General features: G+C 38.8%; 11 protein-coding genes. 8 read left to right on the top strand and 3 right to left on the bottom strand.

What is annotated here, in order from left to right; translation table 11 throughout:
* Positions 1-13 precede the first annotated feature (13 nt).
* Positions 14-1435, bottom strand: coding sequence for a basic amino acid/polyamine antiporter (locus tag LMB57_RS02620; RefSeq protein WP_229271827.1), 1422 nt, complete (start codon positions 1433-1435; stop codon positions 14-16).
* Positions 1436-1766: 331 nt separating this feature from the next.
* Here LMB57_RS02620 and yjeM point away from each other — a divergent pair, with 331 nt between their 5' ends.
* Together yjeM and LMB57_RS02610 are read left to right on the top strand one after the other, a co-directional pair.
* Complete coding sequence (yjeM, locus tag LMB57_RS02615; RefSeq protein WP_229271826.1) at positions 1767-3272, top strand: glutamate/gamma-aminobutyrate family transporter YjeM; 1506 nt, start codon at positions 1767-1769, stop codon at positions 3270-3272.
* A 296-nt stretch (positions 3273-3568) separates the two neighbouring features.
* The gene (locus LMB57_RS02610; RefSeq protein ID WP_229271825.1) at positions 3569-4465 is read left to right on the top strand and encodes a YihY/virulence factor BrkB family protein; all 897 of its coding nucleotides are present in this window, start codon (positions 3569-3571) and stop codon (positions 4463-4465) included.
* Positions 4466-4516: 51 nt separating this feature from the next.
* On the opposite strand, the gene LMB57_RS02605 is transcribed toward LMB57_RS02610, so the two are convergent.
* The gene (locus LMB57_RS02605) at positions 4517-4744 is read right to left on the bottom strand and encodes a DUF2922 domain-containing protein (RefSeq protein ID WP_085650246.1); all 228 of its coding nucleotides are present in this window, start codon (positions 4742-4744) and stop codon (positions 4517-4519) included.
* 21 nt (positions 4745-4765) lie between these two features.
* Complete coding sequence (locus LMB57_RS02600; RefSeq protein WP_229271824.1) at positions 4766-4981, bottom strand: DUF1659 domain-containing protein; 216 nt, start codon at positions 4979-4981, stop codon at positions 4766-4768.
* 101 nt (positions 4982-5082) lie between these two features.
* Between LMB57_RS02600 and recX the strand changes: the two genes are divergently transcribed.
* The 6 genes from recX to LMB57_RS02570 all read left to right on the top strand — a co-directional run.
* Positions 5083-5877 carry a recombination regulator RecX gene (recX, locus tag LMB57_RS02595; RefSeq protein WP_229271823.1) on the top strand — a complete coding sequence of 265 codons (795 nt, stop codon included), beginning with the start codon at positions 5083-5085 and terminating at the stop codon, positions 5875-5877.
* Positions 5878-5951: 74 nt separating this feature from the next.
* Positions 5952-6719, top strand: coding sequence for a DUF4422 domain-containing protein (locus tag LMB57_RS02590; RefSeq protein WP_228341637.1), 768 nt, complete (start codon positions 5952-5954; stop codon positions 6717-6719).
* A 17-nt stretch (positions 6720-6736) separates the two neighbouring features.
* A complete protein-coding gene (locus tag LMB57_RS02585) occupies positions 6737-7666 on the top strand; it encodes a glycosyltransferase family 2 protein (RefSeq protein WP_229271822.1) in 930 nt (309 codons plus the stop codon).
* A gap of 11 nt (positions 7667-7677) precedes the next feature.
* Positions 7678-8325, top strand: a complete 648-nt coding sequence (locus LMB57_RS02580; RefSeq protein WP_229271821.1) for a sugar transferase — start codon at positions 7678-7680, stop codon at positions 8323-8325.
* A gap of 222 nt (positions 8326-8547) precedes the next feature.
* Positions 8548-11292 carry a M23 family metallopeptidase gene (locus LMB57_RS02575; RefSeq protein ID WP_229271820.1) on the top strand — a complete coding sequence of 915 codons (2745 nt, stop codon included), beginning with the start codon at positions 8548-8550 and terminating at the stop codon, positions 11290-11292.
* 66 nt (positions 11293-11358) lie between these two features.
* Positions 11359-13202: KxYKxGKxW signal peptide domain-containing protein (locus tag LMB57_RS02570; RefSeq protein WP_229271819.1), on the top strand; the 1844-nt coding region annotated here is incomplete at its 3' end.

Raw genomic sequence — 13202 nt, 5'->3', positions numbered from 1 at the left:
ATCTTTTCCTCCTTTAATTAATTGAAATTGTTCCGTTGATTACTAATACTAAGGAAATAACCGCGAAGACAGCGATAATCCCCATTGCCCATTTCTCTTTTACTGTGATTGAGTGATGGAATTCCTTACATGCCTGGACATAGAAGAAGAATCCGGGAATGAAGCCAACAGAAACGACCATTATTTCTTTCCAGCCCGAGAGAACCATCGCCATCAGTTCAAAGAGGGTGGCGATTAGTCCAATGGTAAATTGTCCCCATTCTTGGTGTTGCCAACTGTACATCATTTGGTAAATACCAACAAGGAGGTAACAGATCAAAATGGCAGCCGTACAAAGCGTATATGCGAAGTTGTAAGCATAAGTAGTGAAAAGTAAAGAGAAGAGGAAGATTGATTGAAGAATTCCGGTAATTACCAGGGCCCGTGTCGGTGCTTTTTTATCATTTACTTCACCCCATGATGTTGGAAGGGTTTCATCATCAGCCATTAGCATTAATGATTCAGCCGGTAGCATTGTCCACGAAAGCCACGAAACTAAAACTGAAATAATCAATCCAATGCTGATCAGGGCAGCACCCCATGTTCCAACCAGGTGTTGCATAATCGCTCCAAGCGCCGGTTGACCACCAGCTGCTAACTGTGCTCGAGTCATTACCCCGTATGGCAGAATAGAAACCACAATATAGATAACGAGTAGACTTACCAGGCCGAAGATGGAGGCACGTTCAGCATCAGTCCGTGTTTTGGCGCGACTAGAAAGGACCGAGGCACCTTCAACGCCGACAAATAGCCACATCATTACCATAATTGAGGCCTTTACTTGGTCATAGATTGAACCAGTTTCGATTTTTGAACTGAGATTCTGTGTTACATTGCCCCAGAAATCAGCAGTAAAGATCTTAGCCTTAAAACCAAGAATCACACAGATAACAAAGACAACTAATGGAATAATCTTGCAGATCGTCCCAATTGAATTGATGAATGCCGCTGATTCAATCCCTCGATTTACCAAGAATGTCAAAACCCAGGTTAAAATAATTGCAACAATAATTGAAAATAAGTTTTGACCATTGGCAAATAGGCTTGGGAAAAACGTTCCAAGGGCGCTCATCATAATTGTCGCAAAAGCAATATTACCAAGCCATGCTGAAAGCCAGTATGCCCAACCAGAAATAAATTCGCCCAGCGGACCAAAAGCCGCTGCCGCATAGCTGAAAATCCCCGAATCAAGATCTGGCCGCTTTTGCGAAAGATTAGTTAGGGAGAGAACTAAAGTCAAGACGCCGATTCCCACTATTATCCAGGCAATGATTGCTGGTCCAGGAGCCGCCGCGGTAGCTAAATCACTGGTAATTCCAAATACTCCCGAACCAATTGTTGACCCCACGATTAAAAGGGTTAGTTCTGTCGTATTAATACCTTTTTTCTCACTCATTTACTCCACCTCACGATCTTATATATTAGAGTGAAAATCACATGAATTTTCTTAATTTAATTATAGCAATGCGAGAAAACGCTATCAATATCATTAAGATTGAATGTGAAAGAAATTATTAAGTAATGAAAATAGTATACATCATTTATAATTAAATATACAAATTTATGAATAAATTTTGTCAAATTGGCATAAAAATACAAAAAGTAGTATGAAAAGAATGTGAAATTATGTAAAAAGACTTTTATTTTTTTAAAAGACGGCTATACTAATAATTATTAAATAATTTCTTATTTTTATTTAAGAATTCTAAAGCTTTGGAGGCATTATTTTGGACGAACAGAGTAGTAATAAAAAGATGATTACTACCTTTGGACTAGTGACGATGATCATTACCGCCATTTTTGGTTTTGGGAATGTTTCAAACGCCTACTTACAAATGGGTTACGGTAGTATTATTTGGTACGCATTAGCAGGGATTTGTTTCTTCTTTCCTTGTGGCTTGATGATGGCAGAATACGGTTCCACATTTAAGGATGCTAAAGGGGGAATTTATTCCTGGCTTGCCGGTTCAGTTGGTGAACGAATCGCTTTTGTCGGTACTTTCGTATGGTTAGCATCTTGGATTGTATGGATGGTATCAACGGCATCACGGATTTGGATTACCTTTTCTGCCTTGCTTTTTGGTAAGGATACTACCCAACAATGGCACGCATTCGGTCTGACCTCGACTCAATTGATTGGGGTTCTTGGGATTCTGTTGATTCTCGGGACAACTTGGTGTAGTTCACGAGGAATGACCGCCATTGCTAAAGTTGGTTCACTTGGTGGTATTTTTACAATTGTTGTTAACATTATCTTTGTTATTGTCAGCGTTATTGTTTTAGTCGCTGATAAGGGAATCTTAAAGCAACCAATTCATGGTGCTTCAACTTTCATTACGTCACCTAATCCACAATTCCAGACACCAATTGCTATTATTTCATTTGTTGTTTATGCTATTTTTGCTTATGGTGGTATGGAATCATTAGGATCGGTTACTGATAGTATGAAAAATCCTGAAAAGACATTCCCTCGTGGCTTGATCATTGCAAGTATCTTTACGATTGGGACTTATGTTTTAATGATTTTTATGCTTGGTTGGTCAGTAAATTATCAACAAACTTTGACTAAGAGTAGCGTTAACCTTGGTAATGTTACCTATGTTGTCTTTAATCAATTAGGGGTTACCATGGGGAATGCGCTTGGATGGTCGCACGGGGCGGCCCTTACTTTTGGACTTATCATGACGCGGATTGTTGCCTTTGCACAGACCCTTGGCTTCTTGGGCGCGTTGTTTATTCTGCTTTACTCCCCAATCAAGGCCTTCATTCTTGGTTCTAATCCAGACTTATGGCCAAAGAAGCTTACGAAACTTAACAAGGCGGGGATGCCTGCAAATGCAATGTGGCTTCAAGCAATTATTGTTTCAATTATTGTTTTCTTGGTTGCCTTTGGGGGCAATGCTGCTCAACAGTTCTACTTGATTTTGACTGATATGGCGAACGTTTCAACTTGTTTCCCATATATTTTCTTGATCGGGGCTTTCCCATTCTTTAAGGCGAAGAAGGATCTTGACCGGCCATTCGTTGTCTTTAAGAACCGTTTCTGGACAGATGTATTAGTATGTTTCGTTGAATTGATCTTAATTGTCGGAATCGTCTTTACGTTTGTTCAACCACTATTACAAAAAGATTATCAAACAGCTTTCTGGACACTTGCTGGACCAATCTTCTTTGCTATCGTTGCGTTGGTCTTCTATCAAATCTCCGCAAAGCGTCACCATGTTGAAGGGTAATTAACAAAAATGTGAGTGGAAATTAACTTCCTAGACAAGGCGGTGGGCTAAGGATAGAACGGTGATTAGCACGGACACGGGCTGATTATCGTTCGGACTTAGCCTCGAGCCTTGTAGTTACGACGCAAAGCTAGCCTATAAGGATTTCCACGATATCATAACAATATTCGTATAAAAAACGAGGCTGTTGAAAAAACAAAAGTTTTTTCAATGGCCTCTTTTTTATCCATTCTGTAATATTTGTCAGGTGTTCAGTTTGTTATAATTAAACCTATAAAATATTTTCGGAGGTTATTATGGACAAGGAACCGGGCAAAGGCAAGACTTTTATTGCGTTATTAATTCAACATATTACAATGGCCCAGATTTCAAGTTCTGCTGCTGTCTTAGCTTACTATACCTTGCTATCTATTTTTCCCGCTGTAATGGTAGTCGGAAATTTATTACCGATGATCGGAATTGATGCTAAGACGATTTTAGCCTACCTCTCAACTGCAATTCCTGAATCGGTCTATGATTTTATCCAACCGTTGATCTATGATTTCTTACGGCGGGGGAGTGGTGGAGTTCTGACAACTGGGGCTTTGATTGCTCTTTGGTCGACCAGCCAAGGGATTGCCGCTTTTCAACGAAGCGTTAATCATGCATATGGGATTGCAGAAAATCAGAATCCAGTGATGAACCGAATCGTCTCTTTTGTTTGGATGATTGTCGTCTTAGTAATTATCTTTACTATTATTATTTTATACGGTTTTGGGGAGCAGGTTCTTAAGAGTATTCAGCCAATTTTTAATTTTCGGCGCGATTATATTTCACTTTTCAGTTCTTTACGGTGGCCAGTAACTTTTGCAGTACTATTTATTGCATTAACCCTGCTATACTACTTTGTGCCAAATGCGAAGGTTAGGTTACGGTACGCCTTAGCTGGCTCATTCTTAGCTTCGTTACTGTGGATGGGACTTTCACGGTTATTTTCATTTTATACGATTATCTTTAACCATAGCGTAATTTCTTATAGAACGATTGGAGCCTTTATTGCCATGATGGTTTGGCTGGACTTTTCCGGATATATTATCATGTTGGGAGCTGCCCTTAATGCTGCATTGCAAGAATGTCATGAGGGTGAATTGCACGCCAAGAAACACTTTTGGCAACTGGTAGAAAGAAAGAATAAAAACAAAAATGGAGGCTAGGAAATTTCCCCAGCCTCCAAATATTGAAGATCTTTAGAACTCGATATTTAATTACTTTTGCTCATCGTTAAAGATAACAGTAGAAACAGTATCAACGTATTTTGCAGAAAGAGGCTGTTGGTAAATATCTTCACCTTCTTTAGTAAAGAGATGGGTTTGCGCGATTTCTTGCATTGCTTTCCGAACGGTTTCGGCATCGAGATCACCACTGGCATAGTTCAACTTTAATGAATGTTTTTTACCAAGACTGCCCTTGAAAGTTAAGTTTAATGTACGCATAAGTTATTTTCCTCCTTGAGATTAGTTGTTCATTGCGACTTGACTAGTAACGATAATGTCTGTATCAAGGCATTTTTCAGCAGTAAGCATTTCAATTGCCGCACTAAATTGTGCTACCTGTTCATTGGTGACATCCTCGACAATGTTGTTAAAGAGATGTTTAACGCCCTTGGGATGTTCACTGTTAGTGAGGGTGAGTTGAATTTTAGCGGACTTGAAATTACGAACCATTTGCATGATAAAAACTTCCTTTGTTTAATTTGATTTGTTAAGTAGCGGCCACTGCTTACACCTTTATAAACGATTAAAAATTGAGAATGTTAAGGAGAAATTTAAAAATGGCAAAAATTTCGAAAATTGAGGCGCAAAAACGGAAGGGTCGATATAATATATACCTTGATGGTAAGTATGCTTTTCCGGTTGCAGAAAGTGTTTTGATTCAGTTCCGTTTGATGAAGGGAACCGAGCTAGATGAAAAGCAAATTGCGGCCATTGCGACTGCTGATCAGCAAGCAAAGGCTTATTCACGGATGCTTGACTACCTTTCTTACCAGATGCGAACAGAAAGCGACATCGTTAAGAAACTAAAAGAAATTGATACACCGGAAGAGTTTATTGAGCCAATTTTAAAAAAGCTACGCGGTCAACAGTTAATCGATGACCATGCCTATGCAGCTTCTTACGTCCGCACGATGATTAATACGGACTTGAAAGGCCCCGGAGTGCTTCGTCAACACTTACGACAAAAAGGGATTGGCGAAAATGATATCGATGATGCCTTAACGCAATTTACTCCTGAAGTTCAAGCAGAATTGGTAAAAAAGTTAGCTGGAAAGTTATTTCGCCGTTATCGAAACCAGCCAGAGCGACGACGCGAACAAAAAGTGCGGCAGGGACTTATGACAAAAGGCTTCTCTGATAGCGTGTACGAAATGATTAAGGATGAAGTAGTTCCGCAACCTGATTCAGAACAGGAGAATGACCTTTTGGCGAAAGAAGCAGTAAAGCAATGGCGTCGTGTTCGTCGTTATCAAGGATACGAGCGTGAGCAGCATTTTAAGCAGGTCATGTATCGAAAGGGCTTTGATCTTGATGATGTCCAAAGCTGGTTAGATGAGCAGGATTTCCAATAATAACTTTCCAAGATTGGGAATTACTGGTATTATTTTAATGATTATGTTTAAAAACAATAATTAGGAGTAAAATAGTGAATATTAAAATCTTAGTGGCTGTCCATAAAAATTATCGGATGCCAGATGATCCAATGTATTTACCAGTTTTTGTTGGTAAAGAGATTCACCCGACTGTTAATCATACATTTCAGGGTGATAACACCGGAGATAATATTTCAAAAAAGAATCCGCACTACAATGAGTTAACAGCTCTGTACTGGGGATGGAAAAATCTTGATGTGGATGCATTAGGATTAGTCCACTACCGTCGTTACTTGACGATGGGACACTCAAAGGATCTTTCGACCATCCTCAATCATGAACAGGTTGAAGAGTTATTGAAAGATGCCGATGTAATCTTGCCAAAGAAGCGGCATTACTACATTGAAACAAATGAATCACATTACCTCCATGTTCATGAGCACGAGCCGCTTGAAATTACTCGGCAGGTATTAAAGGAGAAATATCCCCAGTACTTACCTGCTTTTGAAAAGGTAATGAAACAGACATCGGCTCACTATTTCAATATGATGATTATGAAAAAGCAGCCGTTGGATGAATATTGTACCTGGCTGTTTGATGTTTTAGGCGAAGTTGAGAAAAAAGTTGATTATTCTGACTATACACCATATGAGCAACGGGTCTTTGGATTTTTGAGTGAGCTTTTACTAGATACTTGGTTGTTGACTAATCCGCAATACAAGACAGTGGAAGTTAACCGGGTGTTTCTTGAAAAGCAAAACTGGCCATTAAAGATTGCAAAGTTCTTAAAACGTAAAGTCACCGGCCATGGTGAACATTAACGATTGGAGAGACAAGAATGCCAAAATTGTCAATAGTTGTTCCTTGTTATAATGAGGAAGAAACTATTCCACTTTTTTATCCGGCAGTTGAAAAAGTGGTTAAACAGATGCCAGTGGACACTGAGTATTGGTTTATCAATGATGGATCAAGTGATGGGACTTTAGCAGAACTACGTAAGCTGCACGAACAGGATCCAGAACGGGTTCATTATGTTTCTTTTTCACGGAATTTTGGTAAAGAGGCAGGGCTTTACGCGGGATTACAGGCCGCAACAGGTGATTATGTCGTTGTGATGGACGCTGATTTACAGGATCCACCAGAATATTTACCAGAGATGTATAAGGCTATTTCTACTGGTGAATATGATTGTGTGGGGATGCGGCGGACAGATCGAAAGGGTGAGGCGAAGTTTAAGTCTTTCCTTTCTAACCAATTCTATAATGTTATCAATAAGATTTCTGATACCAAAATTGTCTCTGGAGCCCGGGACTACCGGATGATGACGCGTCAGATGGTAGATGCAGTGTTGTCATTAACTGAATATAACCGGTTCTCAAAAGGTATTTTTAACTGGGTTGGGTTTAAGACTAAATACCTTCCCTATAAAAATGTCGAACGGGTTGCTGGGACAACAGATTGGTCAACCTGGAAGTTATTTAAGTATGCGATCGATGGTATTACCGATTTTTCTGAAGCGCCATTGGCAATTGCGACCTGGGCTGGTGGTTTAACGGCATTCATCTCCATTGTCGGGATGATTATTGTTATAATAAGAAAGATTATTGAGCCGGCTAGTAGTACTTTTGGCTGGGCCTCAATGGTTTGTATCATTTTATTCCTCGGCGGTATCCAGTTACTTTGCCTCGGAATAGTAGGTCGTTATATTGGTCGTATTTATATGCAGACAAAGAGACGACCGATATATATTATTAAAGAGAAAAAGTAGGGTTGAGAATCATGAGTGAGAAGGTAAAAATTAAACAACAAACTAAGAGCTACCTTTTCTGGAAGAGGTTCTTTGATATTGTTTTATCGTCAGGAGCATTAGTTTGCTTTAGCCCAGTATTTTTAGCTGTTTTTATAATGAATCGCTTTGGTGATAATAAGGGACCGCTGTTTTATAAACAAGAACGGATCGGCTGGCATGGCAAGCCCTTTAAGATTTATAAGTTCCGTTCAATGGTTGTGAATGCAGATAAAATTTTGGAAAATGATCCTGAACTTTATGCTAAATATGTGGCAAATAACTATAAGTTGGAACCAGAAGAAGATCCCCGGATTACTCGTTTGGGAGAATGGTTGCGTAAGACATCGATTGATGAAATTCCCCAATTTCTTAATATTTTACGTGGCGAGATGAGCATCATTGGACCGCGACCGGTTGTTAAGGCAGAGTTGGCCGAGTATGGTGACCGAGTTGATAAGTTTTTGTCAGTAAAACCGGGAGCAATGGGATTGTGGCAATCGAGTGGGCGGAGTAATATCCCATATCCAGAACGTTGTGGTGTTGAATTAGAATACGTCGATGAGGCTTCGCTAGGATTTGATATGAAAATAATGTTTAAGAATATTATTAGTATATTTAAACGTGATGGTGCGTATTAAGAAAGTAAACGATTTCTTTTTACAACAATGATTAGTCAAGTATGATTAACGATTATTACAATTAAGTTAAAAATATATATCTGAATAGTTACGATTACCTACAAAAGCTGTTATTTAAGGCTTTTGTAGGTTTTTTTGTTGATTTGCAAGGAGAAAGCACAACCAGTATGATATTAATCGTGAGAAAATTAAGTATTTAAGTTACAATTCGGTTTTAATTTTATGGAGGACAAGCTTATTTTTAAACCTAGTCATTTAAAATCAAAAGTTTTATCTACTCTTACTGTGTGTGGAGGAGCTTTATTCCTGTTAAGTGGGAATGCTGCTGCTGATGATCAAACAACTGATGTTCAACAACCAGTTACTCCTCAACAAACAACTAATGAACAACCAAATACATCCACAGTTGATGTACAAACACCAAATACATATAACGGAGTAGCAGTTAGTCCACAAGCTAGTGAAACTACTCAAAATACAGAAAATTATAATGTTGTTCCAACGCAGGACAATAATCAAGAAGTACAACATAAAGAAGCAACTCAACCAAAAAATCCCAACAATTATGGTTATTTAGATTCAGTTAGTTTATCAAACAACGAGTTGCAAGTTAGTGGTTGGCAAGCAACTAATCAAGCTGCAGACAAGCCTTACCATTACGTAATTGCGTATGATAATACGGTTAACGCAGAATTAGGTCGTCAACAAGTTGAAAATGTTAGTCGACCGGATGTTGCCCAAGCCTATCCAGATGCAACCAATGCTGATAATTCCGGCTTTAACTCAACTATTAAGTTAAATACAACTAGTGAAGATTATACTAACCACTCTATTAGTGTAATTAGCCGGTATAGTGATGCGACTAATGGTGAAGGTAATCATGTTGATTATTGGTATCCAGCATTTACTTTTGACCAAGGTAACTATGCTTGGCTAGATGATATGCATACTGAAAATGACCAATTGCATGTTAGTGGTTGGAATGCAACTAACCAAGCAAACAACAAAGATTACCACTATGTAATTCTTTATGACACAACTAAGGGTCACGAACTTAGCCGCCAGTTAGTAGATGAAACGGCTAGCCAACGTCCAGATGTTCAAAAAGCATATTCAAATGTTAATAATGCCGGTAAGTCTGGTTTTAACGTTACATTTGACTTGTCAAAATTATCCTTTGATGCAAGTGACCAATTACAAGTAATTAGTCGTTATAGCAATGCTGAAAATGGTGAAGGTGACCGAGTAGATTACTGGTTTGCACCAACTAGTCGTGAAAACCAAGGATACCTTGATAGTGCTAACTTTAGCAATGGGCAATTAGTAGTTAATGGATGGCATGCAAATGATGCTTCTACCATTGCACCTAATCATTTCTTGATTCTATTTGACCAAACAGCTAAAAAGCAAGCTGGCGTTATTAATGCTACCCAAATTGATCGTACAGATGTTGCAAATGCCTTTAAGAACATTCAAACGGCTAATCAAGCCGGCTTTAGTGGTACTTTCAATGCTGACACTATTATTCCTGGTCATGAATACTCACTTGTTAGCCGTTATTCTACTTCTGCAAACGGTAACGGTGATACCGGTCACTATGTAGATTATTGGTTCAATGATCTTAAGTTTGATCAAGCTCGGTATAGTATTGATTCATTTACTCAAAATGATAATAATGGCTTTCACGTAACAGGATGGATGGCAAGTGATTTTGCTATTAATCGTCCTAATGCTTACGTAATTCTACTTAATAATGGCAAGGAAGTTACACGAAGCAAAGTAACATTAACTGATCGTTCAGATGTAGCAGCTGTTTATCCAAGTATTTACAACAGTCGTAAGAGCGGCTTTAGTACAGACTTGAACGTTGATCCAACTAGTTTGAACGGTGAACTTTCCTTTGTTTTACGTTTTACTAGTTCAGAAGATGGAAACAGTAATTACAGTGATCAATACACTAGCAAATATGCTACTAATACTGGTTATTTCGATACTGTTGATGTAACTGATAACCAAATTAAGGTTGCTGGTTGGCATGCAAGCACCCAAGCTAATGGAAAAGATTACCAATTTATTATTGTTTTAGACCAAAATGGTCATGAACTAGCTCGCCAGGCTGTGAATACAAAGAATATTACTCGAGATGATGTTCAAAAAGTTTATCCATGGCTTGAAAATAGTGATAAGTCAGGGTTTGAAACTGTTGTAAATCTTAATGATCAAATTAATCATAAAGCGGTTCGTTTGATTCACCGATTCTCTAACCAAGCTAATGGTGAGGGTAATTATGTTGATTATTATTCTGATTTAGTATCTGTTCATTCTGAATTCCAAAATGAAAATGGTTCTACTTATTACTACGATTCACGGACAGGTGCTAAACAAACAGGTTGGGCAAATATTAACAATAATAATTACTACTTTGATCCATCTACTGGTGCTATGTTCACAGGTACCCATACGGTGGACGGTAAGTCATATGATTTCGGTAGTAATGGGGTTGCAGTGGAAAATGATAAGTGGGGCTGGCCATTCCCTAGTACTGGTGAAGGACACTTCTCTGGTGCTCAATTATTTGGGGTAAACGCTGGTGGCCAATTCCGTATGAATGGATTCCATGATGGTCTAGATTTTGGCTCAATTGACCATCCAGGTGCAGAAGTGCATGCTATTCATGGTGGAAAAGTTACTCAGATTGGTTATACAGCTGGTTTAGATTGGTACGTATTAGTCGATACCGGTGAATACCTTACTGTTTATCAAGAAGCATTCTCTAACCGGAACAATATTCAAGTTCAAGTGGGACAACAAATCAACGTTGGAGATGTAATTGGCCGTCGTGACACATCTCACCTTCACATTGGTGTTACTCGTCAACACAACTTTAATATTGCTTTGGCTAACTCATTTAACAATAATGGTACTTGGTTAAACCCATTGGATTTAATCCGGAATGGTTCTAAGTAATAAAAAAGCTGCTTATTGTTAATTAACATTAAGTGGCTTTTTTGTAGGGAGTTATGGGAGATAACAATGGAAATAAAGAAACACTATAAATTATATAAAGATGGTAAAAATTGGTGCACAATGGCTTTAGCTGTTGCAGCTGTTTCAGCGGGATTAGTATTGGGAAATACGAATGTAAAAGCTGATACGCCGACTGATAATGTACCGGTAGTTAAAACTACTAATCCTACTATTGGGGATGCCACTGCAGAGCTAGCTAGTCAAGAAAAGGCTGCTCAAGCAAAGGATAACGGGAACTATGGCTACCTTGATGCTGCTCAAGTTGTTAATAATAATGACTTGCACGTTAGTGGCTGGCAAGCAACCAATCAAGCCGCCGGCAAGGACAATCGTTATTTAGTGGCTTATGATAGTACTACTAATACCGAATTAGGTCGTACATCGGTAACCGAAAATGTAGCGCGTCCTGATGTTGCCAAGGCTTATCCGGATGTGGTTAACGCTAAGGATTCCGGTTACCAAGCAACGATGAATAATCTGGACTGGAGTAAGGTTAAGAGTGTTGATGACCAGATTCACATTGTTAGTCGCTATAGTGATGCCGCTAATGGTGAAGGGAATCATGTTGATAATTGGTCGCAACCAATTAATCTTGATAAGGGAAATTATGCTTATCTTGATAATTTTGGTGTTAAAGATAATCAGCTTCAAGTTTCTGGTTGGAATGCGACTAATAAGGCATTAGGGAAAGCTAATCACTATGTGATTTTATATGACCGCACCGCTGGTCATGAAATTACTCGGGTAAAAGTAGAACCTACGGTCCGTCCTGATGTAGCGAAAGCTTACTCCCAAGTGATTAATGCCAAAGATTCTGGTTTTAATACAGCCTTTTCACTGGCTGGCATTGACTTAAACCATGAACTGCAAATTATCAGTCGCTATAGCGATGCTGCTAATGGTGAAGGAAACTATGTTAGTTACTGGTATGCCCCTAAGAAGTTTGCGCCAGCTAACACTAGTAATCAAGGGAGTCTTGATTCATTTAATCTTAGTAACGGTCAATTAATCGTTAGTGGCTGGCACGCAACGGATTATTCTCAAGTTGAAAATAGTCACTACTTGATCCTATTTGATAATACAAATAAGACGCAAGTTAAGTCTATTAAGGTAACTAATGGTGCCCGTCCCGATGTGGCAAAGGCTTATCCTACAGTAGCAACAGCTGGGCAATCTGGCTTTAATGCTAATTTTGGTACAGTAAATCTTACCCCAGGTCATAGCTATAGTCTTGTTAGTCGTTACTCGACGTTAGATGGTGGTAATGGGGATAATGGTCAAAGTAAGACTACTGATTATTGGTTTAATCCTGTAACGTTGGATCAACAAGCTTCTTATGTTGATAGCTTTACCAAGACTGATAATGGCTACAATGTGAAAGGCTGGATGGTCAGCGATCAATCAATTAACAAGCCTAATGCTTACCTTATTTTATTGAATGATGGTCAAGAAATTGCTAGGACGAAGGTCGAACTAACTGACCGTCCTGATGTAGCTAAAGTTTATCCAAGCATTTACAACTCGCAAAAGAGTGGCTTTAACGGTGAATTTAAGGTGGATCCAGCTAAGGCAAACGGCACCCTTAAAGTAATTATGCGGTTTGCTGGTGATGATGCTAACCAAAATTACAGCGATCAGTATAGTCAAGATTATCCAACGAATGCTGGTAATTTTGATAATATTCACGTAACAGCTAGTCAGGTTAGTTTGAGTGGCTGGCATGCAAGTACGCAAGCGGGTAATAAACCATATGAATGGTTGATCGTTCTTGATAATAATGGTCAAGAACTTTACCGCCAAGAGATTACAGATAAGGACCTTGGACGAAATGATGTTCAAAATGTTTATCC

Source organism: Limosilactobacillus secundus, assembly GCF_020784695.1.
GTDB classification, from domain to species: domain Bacteria; phylum Bacillota; class Bacilli; order Lactobacillales; family Lactobacillaceae; genus Limosilactobacillus; species Limosilactobacillus reuteri_F.
Note: the sequence above shows the minus strand (reverse complement) of the source record. Positions and strands in the feature narration are given on the sequence as shown.

What these genes read in the sequence shown, in the direction of transcription:
- recX (WP_229271823.1), top strand. Translation starts at nt 5,083, where the DNA reads ATGGCAAAAATTTCGAAAATTGAGGCGCAAAAACGGAAGGGTCGATAT.
- LMB57_RS02620 (WP_229271827.1), bottom strand. Translation starts at nt 1,435, where the DNA reads ATGAGTGAGAAAAAAGGTATTAATACGACAGAACTAACCCTTTTAATC.
- LMB57_RS02605 (WP_085650246.1), bottom strand. Translation starts at nt 4,744, where the DNA reads ATGCGTACATTAAACTTAACTTTCAAGGGCAGTCTTGGTAAAAAACAT.
- LMB57_RS02575 (WP_229271820.1), top strand. Translation starts at nt 8,548, where the DNA reads ATGGAGGACAAGCTTATTTTTAAACCTAGTCATTTAAAATCAAAAGTT.
- LMB57_RS02610 (WP_229271825.1), top strand. Translation starts at nt 3,569, where the DNA reads ATGGACAAGGAACCGGGCAAAGGCAAGACTTTTATTGCGTTATTAATT.
- LMB57_RS02600 (WP_229271824.1), bottom strand. Translation starts at nt 4,981, where the DNA reads ATGCAAATGGTTCGTAATTTCAAGTCCGCTAAAATTCAACTCACCCTC.
- LMB57_RS02585 (WP_229271822.1), top strand. Translation starts at nt 6,737, where the DNA reads ATGCCAAAATTGTCAATAGTTGTTCCTTGTTATAATGAGGAAGAAACT.
- LMB57_RS02580 (WP_229271821.1), top strand. Translation starts at nt 7,678, where the DNA reads ATGAGTGAGAAGGTAAAAATTAAACAACAAACTAAGAGCTACCTTTTC.